This is a genomic window from Phreatobacter stygius, assembly GCF_005144885.1.
GTDB classification, from domain to species: domain Bacteria; phylum Pseudomonadota; class Alphaproteobacteria; order Rhizobiales; family Phreatobacteraceae; genus Phreatobacter; species Phreatobacter stygius.
Map to the genome: position 1 here is coordinate 7122634 of NZ_CP039690.1, position 17328 is coordinate 7139961.

Annotated in this window: 21 protein-coding genes; 6 read left to right on the plus strand and 15 right to left on the minus strand. The window is 67.0% G+C overall.

The window, feature by feature from the left end:
* Positions 1-43: 43 nt before the first annotated feature.
* Entirely contained in the window at positions 44-304 is a 261-nt protein-coding gene (locus tag E8M01_RS33700) for a hypothetical protein (protein WP_136964169.1), read from the minus strand.
* A 282-nt stretch (positions 305-586) separates the two neighbouring features.
* Here E8M01_RS33700 and E8M01_RS33705 point away from each other — a divergent pair, with 282 nt between their 5' ends.
* Positions 587-889 carry a DUF6958 family protein gene (locus E8M01_RS33705; RefSeq protein WP_136964170.1) on the plus strand — a complete coding sequence of 101 codons (303 nt, stop codon included), beginning with the start codon at positions 587-589 and terminating at the stop codon, positions 887-889.
* A 53-nt stretch (positions 890-942) separates the two neighbouring features.
* On the opposite strand, the gene E8M01_RS33710 is transcribed toward E8M01_RS33705, so the two are convergent.
* Positions 943-1254 (minus strand): hypothetical protein, encoded by a 312-nt coding sequence (locus E8M01_RS33710; RefSeq protein WP_136964171.1) that lies wholly within the window; start codon positions 1252-1254, stop codon positions 943-945.
* 286 nt (positions 1255-1540) lie between these two features.
* Between E8M01_RS33710 and E8M01_RS33715 the strand changes: the two genes are divergently transcribed.
* Together E8M01_RS33715 and E8M01_RS33720 are read left to right on the plus strand one after the other, a co-directional pair.
* Positions 1541-2311 carry a motility protein A gene (locus tag E8M01_RS33715; RefSeq protein WP_136964172.1) on the plus strand — a complete coding sequence of 257 codons (771 nt, stop codon included), beginning with the start codon at positions 1541-1543 and terminating at the stop codon, positions 2309-2311.
* A 7-nt stretch (positions 2312-2318) separates the two neighbouring features.
* Positions 2319-3143, plus strand: coding sequence for an OmpA/MotB family protein (locus E8M01_RS33720; protein ID WP_136964173.1), 825 nt, complete (start codon positions 2319-2321; stop codon positions 3141-3143).
* A 73-nt stretch (positions 3144-3216) separates the two neighbouring features.
* On the opposite strand, the gene E8M01_RS33725 is transcribed toward E8M01_RS33720, so the two are convergent.
* Positions 3217-4050 carry an alpha/beta fold hydrolase gene (locus E8M01_RS33725; RefSeq protein WP_136964174.1) on the minus strand — a complete coding sequence of 278 codons (834 nt, stop codon included), beginning with the start codon at positions 4048-4050 and terminating at the stop codon, positions 3217-3219.
* A gap of 409 nt (positions 4051-4459) precedes the next feature.
* Between E8M01_RS33725 and E8M01_RS33730 the strand changes: the two genes are divergently transcribed.
* Entirely contained in the window at positions 4460-5548 is a 1089-nt protein-coding gene (locus tag E8M01_RS33730; protein ID WP_136964175.1) for a malate/lactate/ureidoglycolate dehydrogenase, read from the plus strand.
* 288 nt (positions 5549-5836) lie between these two features.
* Here the strand turns inward: E8M01_RS33730 and E8M01_RS33735 are convergent, their stop codons facing one another.
* Positions 5837-6640 carry a crotonase/enoyl-CoA hydratase family protein gene (locus E8M01_RS33735; RefSeq protein ID WP_136964176.1) on the minus strand — a complete coding sequence of 268 codons (804 nt, stop codon included), beginning with the start codon at positions 6638-6640 and terminating at the stop codon, positions 5837-5839.
* Positions 6641-6651: 11 nt separating this feature from the next.
* Positions 6652-7116, minus strand: coding sequence for a PaaI family thioesterase (locus E8M01_RS33740; RefSeq protein ID WP_136964177.1), 465 nt, complete (start codon positions 7114-7116; stop codon positions 6652-6654).
* 85 nt (positions 7117-7201) lie between these two features.
* Between E8M01_RS33740 and E8M01_RS33745 the strand changes: the two genes are divergently transcribed.
* A complete protein-coding gene (locus E8M01_RS33745) occupies positions 7202-7570 on the plus strand; it encodes a hypothetical protein (protein ID WP_136964178.1) in 369 nt (122 codons plus the stop codon).
* A 94-nt stretch (positions 7571-7664) separates the two neighbouring features.
* Here E8M01_RS33745 and E8M01_RS33750 read toward each other — a convergent pair whose 3' ends face one another.
* Genes E8M01_RS33750 through E8M01_RS33760 form a run of 3 tightly spaced genes read right to left on the minus strand, consistent with a single transcriptional unit; the run spans position 7665 to position 10552 of the window.
* Complete coding sequence (locus E8M01_RS33750; protein WP_136964179.1) at positions 7665-8984, minus strand: TRAP transporter large permease; 1320 nt, start codon at positions 8982-8984, stop codon at positions 7665-7667.
* On the minus strand, positions 8981-9493 hold the full coding sequence (locus E8M01_RS33755) for a TRAP transporter small permease (RefSeq protein WP_136964180.1): 513 nt from the start codon (positions 9491-9493) through the stop codon (positions 8981-8983). Before E8M01_RS33755 ends, E8M01_RS33750 begins: the two co-directional genes overlap by 4 nt.
* A 6-nt stretch (positions 9494-9499) precedes the next feature.
* Complete coding sequence (locus E8M01_RS33760; RefSeq protein ID WP_136964181.1) at positions 9500-10552, minus strand: TRAP transporter substrate-binding protein; 1053 nt, start codon at positions 10550-10552, stop codon at positions 9500-9502.
* A 233-nt stretch (positions 10553-10785) separates the two neighbouring features.
* Here E8M01_RS33760 and E8M01_RS33765 point away from each other — a divergent pair, with 233 nt between their 5' ends.
* Positions 10786-11640, plus strand: a complete 855-nt coding sequence (locus E8M01_RS33765; protein ID WP_136964182.1) for an alpha/beta hydrolase family protein — start codon at positions 10786-10788, stop codon at positions 11638-11640.
* A gap of 60 nt (positions 11641-11700) precedes the next feature.
* On the opposite strand, the gene E8M01_RS33770 is transcribed toward E8M01_RS33765, so the two are convergent.
* The 7 genes from E8M01_RS33770 to E8M01_RS33800 form a co-directional block, all read right to left on the minus strand.
* Complete coding sequence (locus E8M01_RS33770) at positions 11701-12081, minus strand: RidA family protein (protein WP_136964183.1); 381 nt, start codon at positions 12079-12081, stop codon at positions 11701-11703.
* 123 nt (positions 12082-12204) lie between these two features.
* Positions 12205-12588 carry a RidA family protein gene (locus E8M01_RS33775; RefSeq protein WP_136964184.1) on the minus strand — a complete coding sequence of 128 codons (384 nt, stop codon included), beginning with the start codon at positions 12586-12588 and terminating at the stop codon, positions 12205-12207.
* A gap of 10 nt (positions 12589-12598) precedes the next feature.
* Positions 12599-14119, minus strand: coding sequence for a UxaA family hydrolase (locus E8M01_RS33780; protein ID WP_136964185.1), 1521 nt, complete (start codon positions 14117-14119; stop codon positions 12599-12601).
* Between the two features lie 120 nt (positions 14120-14239).
* Complete coding sequence (gene ureG / locus E8M01_RS33785; protein ID WP_136964186.1) at positions 14240-14860, minus strand: urease accessory protein UreG; 621 nt, start codon at positions 14858-14860, stop codon at positions 14240-14242.
* A 3-nt stretch (positions 14861-14863) separates the two neighbouring features.
* Complete coding sequence (locus E8M01_RS33790; RefSeq protein ID WP_246088526.1) at positions 14864-15556, minus strand: urease accessory protein UreF; 693 nt, start codon at positions 15554-15556, stop codon at positions 14864-14866.
* The gene (locus E8M01_RS35295; RefSeq protein ID WP_136964188.1) at positions 15549-16295 is read right to left on the minus strand and encodes an urease accessory protein UreE; all 747 of its coding nucleotides are present in this window, start codon (positions 16293-16295) and stop codon (positions 15549-15551) included. Before E8M01_RS35295 ends, E8M01_RS33790 begins: the two co-directional genes overlap by 8 nt.
* Before the next feature lie 148 nt (positions 16296-16443).
* Positions 16444-17304, minus strand: coding sequence for a hydroxymethylglutaryl-CoA lyase (locus tag E8M01_RS33800; protein WP_136964189.1), 861 nt, complete (start codon positions 17302-17304; stop codon positions 16444-16446).
* Positions 17305-17328: the final 24 nt, after the last annotated feature.

Consider the following 17328-nt stretch of genomic DNA (forward strand, 5'->3'; position numbering starts at 1 on the left):
GTCCCGGCAGCCCTGCGGCAGGCCGCCGACAAAGCTTAAGGCTTCACCCGGCTTCGGCGCCTCTGCCGCCGATCAGGTTGCCGAAGCTGCGGCAGCGGACCACGGCTGCCTTGACGATCCGGTCCTTGCGGACCTCGCCCAGGTCGATCATTTCGCGGACACACAGCGCCACCATGCGGTGCTGCCGGGATGCTCCCTTGGCAATGGCCAGTTCGGCGCAGGCGTCCCGGTACGCTTCCCGCATCACCTGCACCTGTTCTCTGGGGAACCCGCCCCCGTCGAATGCGTAGCGAGCATGGGTCACGAGAATGCTCCTCAGCGTGGAGCGCGCGAGCAGGGTCGTCTCGCGGTCGCCGGTGCGCTGATGACATGCCCGACGATGGCGGCAAACTACCTCCGAGCCGTCGGCCAAGGCAAATCAAAAAAACGCCCGCCCCTCATCCCGCCGGAGCGTCGCCCGGCCGGCCAAGCCCCGGCGCTCAAAAAAGGGCCAGGCCGGATGTCGGATCGGCTCCGCCTTGCGCGTCCTCGGGAAACAAGGGCCAATCCCGGAGTGCGCCCGGACGGCCGGCAAGAGGATTGCGCGATGGCGACGACCAAGACCGAAAAGATCGTGGTGGAAAATGTCAATCATCCCGGCCAGTCCCAGCGGGTCGACAGACACATGTACGAGGCCATGAAACAGGCGATTCTGCACGTATTGCCAAAGGCTTCGCCGGGGCTGACGGTGGCCGAGGTGCAGCACGGCGTGCTTGCCCATCTGCCCGAAGATCTGTTTCCGGGCGGCGCCAAGGCGGGCTGGTGGATGAAGGCCGTTCAGTTGGACCTCGAGGCCAAAGGCATTGTTGCCCGCGAGACCACCAAGCCGCTGCGTCTCCGCAAGGCGTAGCCGCTCCCCCGGACAGTGCCGGTCGGCGGCGGCCGGCGCCGGCGCAATTCAGTTCAATACCACCGGAATGTCTCGCCGGCCTGCGGGAACGACACCATCACGTCGTCGGCCTTCGACACGAAGCCTTCGTCGGCCGGATCATGCGGCGTCCGGTCGTTGGAATAGTGCTCCAGCCCGCCGATCTCACGGAGAATGGCCGCCCGGACCGCGCTGGTCAGCGGCTCGGCCATGAACACCACCTGCTTGACGTCCCAGTCGGTCGACACCGCCTTGACGCGGTTGCCCGCGCCCGTGGCGATATCGACGACACGCCGGATCGCCGCCGACGCAATCTCCAGGTGAACGGGTTCGGGCCGCTTCCGCATCGGCCTTGGGCTTATCGCCGCCCGGGGCGGCGAACAAGGCGCGCGGGGCCGCTCGCGGCGAGGATGGCGCCCGGCATCGACCAAGCGCGCCAAACCGAAACGAGCGGCGGCCGGTCGCCCGCCAACGGCCGGCCCCGAAACCAAATCCTCAACGGTTGCAGGACCTTGCCGGTAAGTCTTTGCAAACAAATCGTTATCGGTCCGAGTAACGTTAAGGGGCCTTTAATTCCCATCGCCTAGGGTTCCGACAGATCGATCACATGCAAGGGCCCGCGCGGAACCATCAATGGATATCGCAACAATCCTGGGCCTGGCCGGCGCGGTGGTCACGATCGTGACGCTGATCATGATCGACGGCGGCAATTTCGCGCAATATTTCGACAAACACGCCGTCATCATCATTTTCGGCGGCTCTTTTGCCGCGACCTTGCTGCGCTATCCGCTGCCGGTGGTGCTGCATGGCATCCCCATGGGCTTCAAGGCCGCCCTGGCCATGCCGATGGTCAGCCACCGCGACCTGGTCGAGGAAATCGCCAAGATCGCCGATGTCGCGCGCAAGCAGGGACCGAACGCCCTCGAAAAGCTCGAGGTCTCGGACCCGACTTTGGCCCAGGGCGTCCGCTACATCGCCGACGGTTATGACGCCGAGTTCATCCGCACCACGATGGAAACCGAAAAGGACAACGTCTACGTCCAGCTCGACGAGGCGCAGAAGATCTACCGCTCGATCGGCGACTGCGCGCCGGCCTTCGGCATGATCGGCACGCTGCTCGGCATGGTCAACATGTTCGCCAACATGACCGATCCCTCGAAGCTCGGGCCGATCATGGCCATGGCGCTGATCGCGACGCTTTATGGCGCCGTGGTCGCCAACATGGTCTGCATGCCGATCGCCGACAAATGCCATGTCAAAATGGTCGAGGAGGATATCGCGCGCTCGATCATCATCGATGGCGTCGTGCAGATCCGCAACCAGAAGAGCCCGCAGATCGTCAAGGAAATGCTGCTCGCCTACCTGACGCCGCACGACCGCAACGAACTCGCCGAAGCAGCCTGAGGATCCCATGGCCAAGCGCAAGGGGGGTGGTCACGCAGGCGGTCACGGCTGGTTCGTCACCTTCGCCGACCTGATGGGGTTGTTGATGTCCTTCTTCGTCGTGCTGGTGGCGACCTCGAACCAGGACGAACGCAAGAAACACATGATGACCGGCTCGTTCCGCGAGGCCTTCGGCACCACCAACAACACGCTGATGACCGGCATGATCGAGCTCAACGGCGTGCCGATGCGGCCCTATGTGCAGAATGTCTCGCCCTCCCCGGACTCGCCCTCGGACCGGCCCGGGCCGCAAGCCAATCGCGACGAGCCGAACGCGCTCGCCCTGCAGGCCGACCGCCAGATGGCGCTGGCCGCGGCCAGCCTGCGCCAGGCCCTGCAGGCCTTTCCCGAGATCGCCGAGATCTCCAAGAACGTCATCATGGAAGAACGGCCCGACGGCCTCGACCTGCAGATCGTCGACCAGGACGGCCGCGCCATGTTTCCCCCCGACGGACGCGAGCCTTATGAGCGGACGCGCCGGCTGATCGCCGCGATCACCCCGGCGCTGCGGCAATTGTCCAACCGCATCAGCATTACCGGCCACACCTCCAGCCTGCGCGTGCTCGGCCGGCCCGGCTATGGCCCCTGGGACCTGACCTCGGACCGCGCCAATGCGGTGCGCATGATCCTGGAGGAGAACGGCCTGCCCAGCGACCGGATCTTCGCCGTCACCGGCAAGGCCGATACCGAACCGATGTTTCCCGACGACCCCTATCTCGCCGCCAACCGCCGGATCTCGATCCTGATCATGAAGGAAGCGCCGGTCGCGCCGCGGGCGATCCTGGGCAACTGATCGGGTGGTGCGTCTAAAACGTCCTGCACAAAGACTTGCCGTCTTCAACGCAAGACGATTTGGCTCCTGTTGTTCATTCCCAGCCGATCTCGGCGAGGAAGCCCTGGACCGTGGCGTTGAACAGCGTCGGGCGCTCGAAATAGACGGAATGGCCGGACACCGGCACGACCACGGTGCGCGCCTTGGGCAAGGTGCCGGCGACCAGCTCGATGCCGCGCGGGCAGATCAGCAGGTCCTCCTCGCCGATCACGAACAGCGCCGGGCAGGCGATCCTGGCGGCATCGGCGGTGCCGCGGACGCGCATCTTGCGGATGCGGTTGCCGACCTCGTTCTTGTCCAGGCCGAAGGACAGCCGGTCGATCGCCTGGTAGAGCGCATGGATATCGGGCTGCTCCTCGGCCATGCGCGCGCCGGCCGCCCGGTGGATGCCGCGTTCGACCAGCCTGGCGATCGCCTGCGGCGCCGCGGCGCGCCAGGCCTTTACGCCGGCATCGTCGAAATGGTCGTAGTCGAACGAACCGGAGGTGCAGGCCATGACGATGCCGGCCACCCGCGAGGGTGCGGCAAGCACGGTCTCCACCGCCGTCCAGCCGCCCATCGACTGGCCGATGACCACCGTCCGGTCGATGCCGAGATGGTCGAGAAGTGCCAGCAGGTCGGCGGCATAAAGCGTCGGATCGGCGAGGCCGCCGGGCGCCGTCGACGGCGGAAAGCCGCGATGCGAGAAGGTCACCACCCGGTGGCGCTGGGCAAACACCGGCGCCGACTGCCACCAGCTCAGGTGATTGCCGCCGAGGCCATGGGCAAAGGTGATGGCCGGCCCCTCGCCCGCCACCTCGTAATGGATCACGGCGCCGTCGGGACGCACCATGCGGCCGGTCTCGAAAGCGGGAATTGGTTTTGACATGGGGCGCTCCTCCGGGGCGTGACCCTAGGGTCCGGACTCAATAAGGATGGGGCTCACGACGCGAGGATTTTTGGCCGGATGGCAGGAGGCTTGCCGACGCAAGCCTTTCGGCTTGCGAGGTGAGCCGACGCACCAGCCGGTCAAAAGGACCGCGCCGCCGCGTAGTGAGGCGAAAATGGCCGATGGCTGTGTCGAAGCGCTTGCCCGATGGAAAACATCGGGCTGCGCACTTCTCCTTGCCCTCAACCATTTTGGCCTCATCGTGAGCCCCATCCTTATTGAGTCCGGACCCTAACCCGGCGTCCCCGTGGCCGAAAGTGCCGGCGCCGCGCATCCCTCCTGCCCGGCAACAGGCTTCCCGCCAGCCGAATAGCCCGCCATGATCACCTCAAAAATCGGGAGGGATTCCATGGCCATCGTCGATGCCGGCCGCCTTGTGGCGCTGGTCACCGCAATTTTCGAGGCTGCCGGCTGCGCGCCGGATGAGGCCGGCCGCATTGGCCGCTACCTGACCGAGGCCAATCTCGCCGGCCATGACAGCCACGGCGTGGCGCGCGTGCAGCGTTATGTCGACTGGCTGAACGAGGGCAAGGTCGAGGCCGGCAAGACCGTCTCGACCATTGTCGACACGCCCTCGCTCGCGGTCCTCGACGGCCATTACGGCTTTGGCCAGACGGTCGGCCCGCAGGCGGTCCGGATCGGCATCGACAAGGCCAAGAGCCAGGGTCTCGCGGCGGTCGCCTTGCGCCACGCCGGCCATCTCGGCCGGATCGGCGATTTCGCCGAAATGGCCGCGGCCGAAGGACTGGTCTCGATCCATTTCGTCAATGTCGTCGGCTCGATCCTGGTCGCGCCCTATGGCGGCGTCGACCGGCGCATCTCCACCGCGCCCTATTGCATTGGCGTGCCGCGGCCGGGCCAGGCGCCGCTGCTCTTGGATTTCGCCACCTCGCTGGTGGCCGAGGGCAAGGTGCTCGTCGCCTCGATGGGCGGCAAGCCGGTGCCGCCGGACGCGCTGATCTCGCCTGACGGCGCCAAGAGCGGCGACCCGGCGGTGCTCTACGGGGCCTATCCGGCAGGTCCCGGCACGCGCGACCCGATGCGCGGCCCCGGCGCCATCAGGGCCTTTGGCGAGCACAAGGGCTCCGGCCTCGCCTTCATGTGCGAGATCCTCGGCGGCGCGCTGACCGGCGCCGGCACCACCGGCCCCGACAAGCGTTTCTGCAACGGCATGATGTCGATCTATATCGACCCGAAAGTGGTCGATCCCGACGGCTTCTTCCCCGGCGAATGCGCCGAATACGTCGCCTATTACAAGAGCGCCAAGCCGATCGAGGCCGGTGGCGAGGTGCTGGTGCCGGGCGAGGCCGAGATGCGCGCCAAGGCGAAGAAGCTGAAGGACGGCGTGCCGCTGTCGGACGGCACCTGGGATTCGATCGTCGCCACCGCGCGCAAGCTCGGGGTCCCGGAGGCAGTGACGACGGCGGCGCTGCGGTGAATGGGCGAGCGGCGAGTGGGGATGAAGCGGCCACCGCAGCGCGCAAACCCTCGCCCGCTGGCGAGAGAGGGTGCCCCGGCAAAAGCGAGCTTTTGCCTGAGCGGAGCCGGCGGGTGAGGGCTTGAACAGGCGCCCCGGCCATCATTTCGACCCGGAATGCACCTCTTGCATTGACCCAACCACCCTCACCCGGCCGCTCCGCGGCCACCTTCTCCCGCGAAGGCGAGGGCGAGGGCTCATGCGCGGCGCTCGCTGCCCCCACTCGCTACTCGCCACTCGCCGCTCGCCTCAAATACTGCCGAAATCGCCGCCGCGGCCCTTGCCGGCGGCGAAACGGCCGGCGCCGGCGACACCTTCGGCCGCGACCATCGGCGCCGAGCCGCGCCATTCGTTGCGCAGGGCCGCGGTGACCGGCAGGTCCCATTGGGCATAGGCCGAGGCGCGGTCGGCGCGCATGCAGCCCTGCGGGAAGCGGGCGATGTCATGCGCCAGGGCTTGCGCCGCTTCACGCGCGGTGCCCTTCGGCACGACACGGTCGGCGAGCCCGATGCGCAGCGCCTCCTCCGCCGCCACCTTGCGGCCGGTGAGGATCAGGTCGAGCGCCCTGCCCTGGCCGACGAGGCGCGGCAGCCTGACCGTGCCGCCGTCGATCAGCGGCACGCCCCAGCGCCGGCAATAGACGCCCATATAGGCGTCCTCCTCCATGACCCGGAGATCGCACCAGAGCGCGATCTCCATGCCACCGGCGACCGCCGGACCGGCGATCGCGGCGATCACCGGCTTCGACAGCATCAGCCGTGTCGGCCCCATCGGGCCACGCGGCCAGTTGTCGTCGCCGTCGGGAATGTCGAGCGGCCCGCCAAAGGCGGCGGTATCGGGCGCGCTCGCCGCATGTTTCAGGTCGAAGCCGGCGCAGAAGGCGCCGCCCGCGCCCCACAGCACGCCGACGCTAGCCTCGGGATCGGCGTCGAAAGCGACGAGCGCGGCGCACAGCGCCGCCGCCCCTTCCGGGTTCATGGCATTGCGCGCCGCCGCGCGGGTCCGGATGAAGGTGGTGACCGGGCCGTCGCGCTCGATGATCAGGTCCGACATGGCTTATCCCCTCAATCGACGATTCCCGGCGTATCCATCACCATCATGGTGGCGGTCATCATGGCGATCAGCTTGCGCGTGCCGCCGGTCTCGGCGAAGCACTCGCCGAGCGTCACCATCAGCTTGTTGCCGGGACGCACGACCCGGCCGGCCGCGATGAAGCGTTCGCCCTTGCCCGGCGACATCAGGTTGATCTTGAATTCGGTGGTCAGCACGCCGGCGCCTCTGGGCATCAAGGTCATGGCGGCGAAACCGCAGGCCGTGTCGACGATGGCCGAAATGGCGCCGGCATGGACGAAGCCGTGCTGCTGCAGGATATGCGGAGCGAACGGCATGGCGATCTCGACATAACCGGGTTCGACCAGCACGATCTCGGCACCGAGCGTGGCCATCAGCGGCTGGCGGGTGAAGCCGGAGCGGCCGCGCTCCTCGAAATCCGGGTCTTTGGGTGGAAACCGGGGATGATCAGCAGCCATGCGACTTTCCTTCCTTGCAATCGGTTGGGATGTTCGCAAACTTGATTCCCTTCGGGCAACCCGTCCGGACGAATGAGGGCTCTCATTGTTCTTCTGGTACATGCCCCGCTTCACCGACAGCGCCATGCGCGCTGCCTCGCTCTCCGCCTCCACCGCGATCGCAGCCGGTGTCACCATCGCTCACCGCATGGCGATGATGGCAACGCCTTCAGGTTTTGATGCCGCCAGCCAGCACGAGGCCATGCGCATGGTCGCCGAAAAGGTCGATGCGGCGACCGAGGGCTCGTTCGACGCGGTTGTCGAAACCGGCCGGTTCATGATGCGCTCGGCCTTCGGCCAGGTGTCGCCCGACGATGTCGCCCATGGCCTGATGGCGATCGGGGTTGCCGCTGCGAGGCCCGCCGCCCGCACGGCCAAAGCCAATGCCAGGCGGCTGACGCACAAGCCGCGCTGAAACGGCCGGAGCCGGCGGCACCGATCAGGTCAAAAGACCCGATCGCGCAACGAGATGGCGAGGGTCCCTGACTCACTCCGTGAGCAGCCTCGGCTCAAGTCAGCCAGTTGACCAGCCAGAGCGCCAGCGCCGGGAAGGCCACGACCAGGCCGAGCCTGATCACGTCGGCCGCCACGAAAGGCAGCACGCCGCGATAGGTCGAGATGATCGGCACGTCCTTGGCGATCGCCGAGATGACGAAGACGTTGAGGCCGATCGGCGGCGCGGTCAGCCCGATTCCGACCACCATCAGCACCAGGATGCCGAACCAGATGGCGACGTCGTCCGCGGGCATGCCGAGATCGAGCGCCACCACGATCGGAAAGAAGATCGGCAGCGTCAGCAGGATCATGGCGAGTTCGTCCATCACCCCGCCGAGGATGACGTAGAAGATCAGCAGCACGACGATCACCCCATAGGGCGGCAGGCCCGACTGGGTGACCACCTGGGCGGCGAGCTCGGGCAATTGCGACAGTGCCAGGAAGGCGTTGAACACCTCGGCACCGAGCAGGATCATGAAGATCATCGCCGAGGTCTCGGCGGTCTGGATGACCGACAGCTTGATCTCGTGCCAGCCGAGCGTGCGCTGCAGCAGGCCAACCACCAGCATGGCGATGCAGCCGACGGATGCCCCCTCGGTCGGCGTGAAGATGCCGCCATAGATGCCGCCGACCACGGTGACGGCGATCAGCATGACCGGCCAGACGCCGACCACCACCTTGAGCCGGTCGGCCCAGCCGACCCGTTCCAGCGCCGGTCCCGCTTCCGGGCGCAGCCTGACCATGATGGCGATGACCACGCAGTAGAAAAACGCCGCCAGCAGGCCGGGAATCAGCGCCGCCATGAACAGCTTGGCGATGTTCTGCTCGGTGGTGATCGCATAGACGACCAGGATGACCGAGGGCGGAATCAGGATGCCGAGCGTGCCGCCGACCGCGATCATGCCGGTGGCGAAGCCCGGATCGTAATTGTAGCGGCGGAATTCCGGCAGGGTCGCCCGACCGAAGGTCGCGGTGGTCGCCACCGACGAGCCGCAGATCGCGCCGAAGCCGGTGCAGGCGCCGATCAGGGCCATGCCGAGCCCGCCGCGCAAATGGCCGAGAAAAGCTGCCGCGGCCCGGAACAGCGCGGTCGACAGGCCGGATTTCTCGGCCAGCGCGCCCATCAGGATGAACAGCGGAATGACCGAAAGCGTGTAGTTGGCGAACAGGTGATAAGGCGTCGTCTTCATATAGTTGAGGAAGATCGCCAGGCTGGTGAAATGGACATAACCGAACGAGCCGACGGTCAGCATGGCAAGCCCGATGGGCATGCGCAGGCCGAGCAGGACCAGCATTCCGGCAAAGCCGAGGATTGCGACGGCCGCTCCGCTCATTTGGCACCTCGGCGCAGCCGGTTGGCTGTCGCCAGCGTCACGATGAACAGGAAGGCGGCCATGGCCGCGGTCACGGCAATCGCCCAGCCGATCGGGATCGCCAGCACCATCGAACTGGTGCGCGAGGAAATCGCGTCATAGGCGCCGAGGCCGAGACGCCAGGCGATCAGCAGCGCGAAACCGGCATAGACGAGGTCCCAGAGGACATCCAGGCCGCGGTTGAAGCGGGCCGGCGCCTTCAGGGTGAAGGTATCGACGAAGACGTTGCCGCGGCCCCATTGGCAAAGCGGCAGGAAGGCGAAGACCGCCACCGCGGTGGCGATCTGCACCATCTCGAAGTCGCCGTTGATGCCGGTCCTGAACAGCCATCGGGACAGGACCGACAAGGTCACCATGGCGGCGGTGACCAGCATCACCGCGCCGCCGAAAACCGCCAGCGCGCGGGCCGCGCGGCCGATCGGATCGCGCGGCGGTTCATCGCCCCGCGCCCTGTCCAGGTCGTGCACCATCGAGGCTCAGGCCATCATATGTTTGGCGACCGCGGCGCGCACATCGTCGACCACCTTCTGGCCGTCGATATTGCGCTCCTTGGCGGCCTTCAGCCAGGCCTCCTCGACCGGCTTGGTCGCGGCGCGCCATTTGGCGGCCTCGTCATCGGCCAGCATGGTGATGGTGTTGCGCGACCGCCCCTTGACCATTTCGGCCACCGCGCGCCCACGCTCGTCCCACATCTCGCCGGCCATGATCGCCGCCGGCATGCCCGAATTGGCGTCGATGACCGTCTTCAGGTCGGCCGGCAAACCCTCGTATTTCGGCTTGTTCATCGCCAGGATGAAGGTTGCCGTATAGAGCGTCGGCGAGCCCGGGATTTCGGTGTGGTAGCGGACCAGCTCGTGCAGGCGCAGCGACGGCACGACCTCCCAGGGCACCACGGCGCCGTCGATGACGCCTTGCGACAAGGCTTCGGGCACCTGCGGGATCGGCATGCCGATGGCGGTCGCGCCGAGCGCGCGCAGGGCTTCGCCGGCCTGGCGGGTCGGGAAGCGCAGCTTGAGGCCGGCGAGATCGGCAAGCGTCCTGACCTGCTTGCTGGAATGGATCAGTCCGTGGTCATGCGCCCACAGGCAGAGCGGCTGAACCTCCGAGAACTCCTTGATGAAATGGGTCGGCGCGAGTTCCGCCAGCGCCTTCGAATTGGTCACCGCCCGCTTGCCGGCAATGAACGGCAGTTCGATCGCCTCGATCGACGGGAAGCGCCCGGGCGTATTGCCCGGCAAGGTCCAGATGATGTCGGCGACACCGTCGCGGGCCTGATCGTAGAGCTGCGGCGGCGCGCCACCGAGCTGCATGGCCGGAAAGATGTCGATCTTGATGCGGCCGCCGGATTCGGCCTCCACCTTGCGCGACCACGGCACCAGGAAGCGCTGATGGGCGTTCGAGGCCGGCGGCAGGAAGTGGTGCATGCGCAAGGTCACCTGCGGGGTCTGGCCCCAGGCGGTGCGCATCACGGCCGGCGTTGCGACAGTGCTGCCGGCAAGGGCCAGCAGGTGGCGGCGAGACAGGGTCATTGTCCAGGATCCTCGTCAGACGTTCCTCGATGCCGGCTCTTGGGCGCCGGGAGCGCTTCCACTGCGCTTCTTTCGCATGCTGGACCGACGATAGAGATGTTCAGCCCCGCACGACAAGGCCGAATGGTTGAAAATGAGACCAATTTTCACGATCGGCCGGCGCGATCGTCCATGGACAGGGCGAAATCCGCCGCCTAGCATCGTGCAGATACACGACAACATGAGACGAGCGCATGTCCGGGACGTCGGTCGAGACCATCGAAATCGCAGCGCGCGACGGCCTGCGCCTGGCCGCGACCATCTTCGAGCCGGCCGGCACGGCGCGCTCCACCGTCATCCTGCAGGCCGCCACCGCCGTGCCGCGCGGCTTTTATGCCGCCTTCGCCGATCACCTGGCCGGGCTCGGCCGACGCGTCGTCACCTTCGACTATCGCGGCATCGGCGGCTCGCGCCCGGCAAGTTTGCGGGGTTTCCCGGCCACCATGCTCGACTGGGCCGACCAGGACGCACGCGCCGTCGCCGATCATGCCGCGGCGGCCTGGCCGAACCAGCCACTCGGCATTGTCGGCCATAGTTTCGGCGGCCAGGCCTTTGGCCTCGCGCCGCATCCACGCGTCACCCATGTCGTCGGCATCGCCGCGCAGATCGGCGACATGCGGCTGTTCGATTCGAGAGTCGCGGGCCGGATCCGCTTCCTGTCACGCTATCTGGCACCGGTGCTGATTCCCTTTGCCGGCTATTTCCCGGCCGGATGGTTCGGCATGGGCGAAAACATGCCCGGCGGCGTGTTCCGGCAATGGACCCGCTGGTGCCTGACGCCGGACTATTTCTTCGGCGACCCGCAAGTCGGCGCGGCCGAGCGTTTCGCCGCGGTCACGGCGCGTGTCCACCTGATCGGTTTCGACGACGATCCGTTCGGGCCGGCGGCGGCCATCGAGGGTCTCGCCAAGGGCTTCCCGGCCGGCCTGGCGACCACCGAGTTCATCGCGGCGAAGACCGCGCCGGGCGGCAAGATCGGCCATTTCGGCTTTTTCCGGACATCGACAGGACGACCATTCTGGGACCAGGTCGACGCGCGGCTGGGATAGAGAGCGATGGTTCAGACACAGACGTCCCGTGCTTTGCACAATGCCGCGCCGTTCTGCAATCTAAGCCACCGCCACGGCCTCGATCTCGATCAGCCAGGCCTCGTCGAAAATGCCTGTGATGACCACCGTCGAGGCGATCAGGTGATCGCCCAGCACCTCCTGGCGGATCTCACGGTTTTCCAATCCGAAGCGGCGGTCGGCGAGGTAGATCGTCACCTTGACGAGATTGGCGACCGTCATGTCCGCGGCGGCGAGCTGTGCCAGCACGTTGCGCCAGGTGAGCCGGCACTGGGCCGCAAAGCCCGCGGGCGCGTGGCCCTTCGCGTCGACCGGAATCTGGCCGCTGACATAGAGCGTCCTGGCGACCCCGGTCACCTCGACGGCGCGGGCATAACCGATGGCGGGCGGCGCGTCGGCGGCACTGATCGGGCGTCGTTGCATGGTCGGCCTCGCAAGATGGTATGGGCGGCCGGATCATCGTTCGCCGTGCCCGCCGGCCGATGCCATAGGCCGTCAAGGCTTTCGAAACGAGGCCCGGTTCTTGGAGATCGGCCCCGCCCCGTCTCACGCCACCGCGACGGCCTCGATCTCGATGAACCAGGCTTCGTCGAAAATGCCGGTGATGATCACCGTCAGCGCCGGCTGGTGATCGCCCAGCACCTCCTGGCGGATCTGGCGGTTTTCCAGCGCGAAGCGGCGCTCCGCCAGAAAGATCGTCACCTTGGCGAGATTGGTGACGCTCATGTCGGCGGCGGCGAGCTGGGCCAGCACATTGCGCCAGGCGAGCCGGCATTGCGCGGCGAAACCCTTCGGGCATTCGCCCTTGGCGTCGACCGGGATCTGGCCGCTGACATAGACCGTCCGGGTCGCTGCCGTCACCTCGACCGCCTGGGCGTAACCGCCAATGGCGCAAGGGGTATCGTCCGCACTGATCACGCGTCGTTGCATCGCATCGGCCTCACATGGTTGCGCCGATTTGCCAGGGCACGAATTCGTTGTCGCCATACCCCAGCAGTTCGGACTTGGTCTTGTCTCCCGACGCCGTCCTGAGGATCAGCTCGAAGATCTCCCGGCCCTTGTCCTCCAGCGACACGCCGTCGAGCACGTCGCCGCAATTGATGTCCATGTCGTCGATCATCCGGGTGTAGATCTCGGAATTGGTGGCGAGCTTGATCGACGGTGTCGGCTTGCAGCCATAGGCCGAGCCGCGGCCGGTGGTGAAGCAGAGCACGTTGGAACCGCCGGCGACCTGGCCGGTGGCGGCCACCGGGTCATAACCCGGCGTGTCCATGTAGACGAAGCCGGCGCGATCGATCTTCTCGGCGTAATGATAGACCGCGCGCAGCGTGGTCGAACCGCCCTTGGCGGCAGCTCCCAGCGACTTCTCGAGAATGGTGGTGAGCCCGCCGGCCTTGTTGCCGGGCGACGGATTGTTGTCCATCGAGCCCTCGTGCTTGGTGGTATAGGCCTCCCACCATTTGATGATCGAGACCAGCTTCTCGCCGACCTCGCGGCTTTCGGCGCGGCGCGTCAGCAAGTGCTCGGCGCCATAGATCTCCGGCGTTTCCGACAGCACCGCCGTGCCGCCATGTTCGACCAGGAGATCGACCGCCTTGCCGAGCGCCGGATTGGCGGTGATGCCGGAATAGCCGTCCGAGCCGCCGCATTGCAGCGCCAGGCAAAGCTCGGAGGCCGGCAGCGTCTCGCGTTTCACCTGATTGACCAGCGGCAGCATCTCGCGGATGCGCGCCACGCCCGCCTCGATCGACTTCCTGGTGCCGCCGGTCTCCTGGATGGTCATCGACTGGAAATGCGCGCCCGGCTCGATGCCATAGGCCTTCATCAGCCGGGGGATCTGGAACACCTCGCAGCCGAGTCCGACGATCAGCACCGCCGAGACATTCGGATTGGTGGCATAACCCCAGATCGTGCGCTCCAGGATGTCGAAGCCGAGCCCCTCGCCGGCAATGCCGCAGCCGGTGCCGTGGACCAGCGGAATGACACCGTCGACATTGGGGAACTCGGCCAGCATGCCCGAGCGGTTGACCGCCTCGGCCATGAAACGGGCGACCGAGGCCGAACAGTTCACCGAGGTCAGGATGGCAATGTAATTGCGCGTCCCGGCCCGCCCCTTGGCGCGGCGGAAGCCCTGGAAGGTGGCGCGCTCGGGCAGCGGCAGGATCGCCTCCGGCGCGGCGCCCTCAGCGAAGGCATAGTCGCGATCGAACGTGGCGAAGTGGCAATTATGGCTGTGCACCCAGTGGCCGGGCGCGATCGGCTGCGAGGCGAAGCCGATGATCTGGCCATATTTGACCACCGGCGCGTCCTGCGCGATCGGCTGGGTGGCCATCTTGTGACCCTTCAGCACGCGCGCGGTGGCGGTGACGCCGTCGACCCGCTTGCCGGCATCGATCAGATCGACCGCGACGACGACATTGTCACCCGCCGCGAGCCGGATGAAGCGCGGTTGCGTGGTCATGGCGTCACTCCCGAAAATCCATTGGCGGCGTTGTCCGCCTGCTTCGCTGTTTATAATGGCTCTTGAAACGGTTGACGCAAAGCTTGGCCGCGGCGGCCGGCGGAATGGCCGCTGCGCGTCTCACGCAGGTTTCAGCCCGCCCTTGTCGCGGATGAACCGCACCACCGTGTCGACGCCGTCGCCGGTCTTGATATTGGTGAAGACGAAGGGGCGCTGCCCGCGCATACGCTTGGAATCGCGGTCCATATTGCCGAGATCGGCACCGACCATCGGCGCGAGATCGGTCTTGTTGATGACCAGCAGGTCCGAGCGGGTGATGCCCGGCCCGCCCTTGGACGGGATCTTCTCGCCGGCGGCGACGTCGATCACATAGATGGTCAGGTCGGCGAGCTCGGGCGAAAAGGTGGCGGCCAGATTGTCGCCGCCCGATTCGATCAGGATCAGGTCGAGCTCGGGGAACTTGGCGCGCATCTCGGCGACCGCCGCCAGGTTGATCGAGGCGTCCTCGCGGATTGCCGTATGCGGGCAGCCACCGGTCTCCACCCCCATGATCCGCTCGGTCGGCAGCGCGCCGGAGCGCATCAGATATTCGGCGTCCCACTTGGTGTAGATGTCGTTGGTGATCGCGGCGATCTCGAACGAGCCTTTGAGCGCCTTGCACAAGGCGTCCATCAGCGCGGTCTTGCCGGAACCGACCGGTCCGCCAATGCCGACGCGTAGGGGTCCGTGGGGTGAAGGCATCGGTCAGCTCCTGAACAGCCTGGTATATTGGGTTTCGTGGCGCATCGAGGCGATATCAGAGCGTAGCGCATGGCCGCCGATATCATCGAGCGCCGTCTGGGCGGCCAGCCCGGCAGTCGCCTCGACCAGCGGCTCGAGCGCCGCCAGCACGCGCTGGCCGTCGGTCTGGCCGAGCGGCACCAGGCGCACCGCCGCCGAGACGAGGTTTGCCGTCACCGCATGCAGGAAGGCATGCAGCGCAACCGTCTCGTCGATGCCATGGGCCGCGGTCGCGCAGCCGGCCGCAACCGGATAGGCAACCGCGTCGCCCCAGGCCGCGCGGATCAGCGCCAGGCCGTCGGCCGGCCAGGCCGCCTCGGCCGCCAGCATGAAGGCATTGCCCTGCGCCGTCGTTTCCAGCCGGCGCTCCCTGGACGGCTGAAACGCCAGCGCCAGTTCGGCAACCTCGGCCAGGGCTTGTCGGTCGCCGGCAAGCGTCGCCCGATGGGCATGGACGAAGAAGGTCGCGTCGGCGAGACCGGATCCGGCGCCGATGACCAGGTCGAGCCAATCGACCAGGGTCGCCGCGCTGGTGATGTCGCCGGTTTCCACCGCCCATTCCAGCCCATGGGAATAGCTGAAGGCGCCGACCGGGTAGGACGGCGACATCCAGGCGAGCAGTCGGTAGAGCGCCGCCGGACGGAACGGCTCAGCCATGCTTGTGGTCGTGGCCGTGACGATGTCCATGATCATGCTTGTGATCTCCGTGATCACGCTGGTGATCATGGTCATGGCCATGCTCGTGGTCATGCTTGTGGTCGTGGCCGCAGCCGCAGGCGTCGTCATGCCCGTGCCCGGCGCTCTGCACGCCGAGGACATCCCGCGCCTTGCTGGCGTGATCCTTGGCCGCATGATCGTGGACATGCTTGTGGCCATCGGAATGCTTGTGGCCATCGGCATGCTTGTGGCCATGGTCGTGCTTGTGGCCATGGTCGTGATCATGGTCGTGGCCGGTCACGGTGCCGTGGCCATAGGCGCCGCCTTCGGGATCGAACGGCGCCTCGATCGCCACGGCCTTGGCGCCCAGCCCCTTGACCATGTCCTCGATGACATGGTCGCGACGGATGCGCAGCTTGGTGCCGAGGATCTGGGTCGGCAGATGGCGGTTGCCGAGGTGCCAGGCGATCCTGACCATGTGGTTCGGGTCCTTGGTCCGGATCTCCAGGAGCGGCTCGGCGGCCGCGACGACCAGCACGATCCGACCGTCTTCGAGCTCCAGCCCGCAGTCCGAGACGAGCGGCACCGCTTCGGCGAGATCGAGCAGGAATTCGGTGCCCTCGACCCCTTCCATCGCCATGCGGCGGCGATGCCGGTCGTCATAATCGAGCACGACGCGGTCGATCACCGCGCTATCGGGGAAGGAATGGGGCAAGCGGACGGCGATGGCGCGGATCATGGGGTTTCCCGCAAATGGCAAAGGTTCGACGACGACGAGGGTTCGACAACGAATAGAGCCGCCGCGACGTTCTGGCTACACGTCATCCGCCGCTGCGCCGCTGGCCTCTCGCTTCGCCGCGGCCGAAGCGACGACGCCCCGGCCTCGATCACCCGCCGGCCCGGCCGAGCTCCGCCCGCACCCAGCGGCCGGTCTCGGCCAGCCTGGCGAGATCGATGCCGGTGGACAGGCCCTGCCCTTCGAAGAAGCCGACCAGCGCCTCGGTCGCGACATTGCCGGCGGCACCCGGCGCATAAGGACAGCCGCCGAGCCCGCCGACCGAACCGTCGAACACCGTGACCCCCAGCGCATGGGCCGCGGCGACATTGGCGAGCGCCCGGCCCGCCGTGTCGTGGAAATGGCCGGCAAGGCGGCCGACAGGCACCCGGGCGGCCACCGCCTCGACCATGGCGGCGGTCGCCTCGGGCGTGCCCCGGCCGATCGTGTCGCCGAGCGAGATCTCGACACAGCCAAGCTCATCGAGCCGGGCTGCGACCTCGGCCACGGCCTGGGCCGGGATCGCGCCCTCATAGGGGCAGTCGAGCACGCAGGAGACATAACCGCGCACCGGAATGCCCGCCTGCCGCGCCAGCGCCATGACGGGCAAGAAACGCTCGAGGCTCTCGGCGATCGAGCAATTGGTGTTTTTCCGGGCAAAGCTCTCGGAGGCCGCGGTGAACACGGCGATCTCGTCGGCGCCGGCTGCGATCGCCGCTGCCGCCCCCTTCTCATTGGGCGCCAGCACCGAATAGATCAGGCCGGCACGCCGCGGCACGCCGGCCATGACCGCCGCGTGGTCGGCCATTTGCGGCACCCATTTCGGCGAAACGAACGCCGTCGCCTCGATGCGGCTGAAGCCGGCATCGGCGAGCCGCCGGATCAGCGCCAGCTTGATGTCCGTGGCGACCACACCCTTTTCATTCTGCAGGCCGTCGCGCGGGCCGACTTCGACAAGGGTGATGTCGGGCATGGTTCAGGCTCCGTCGATTGGCGA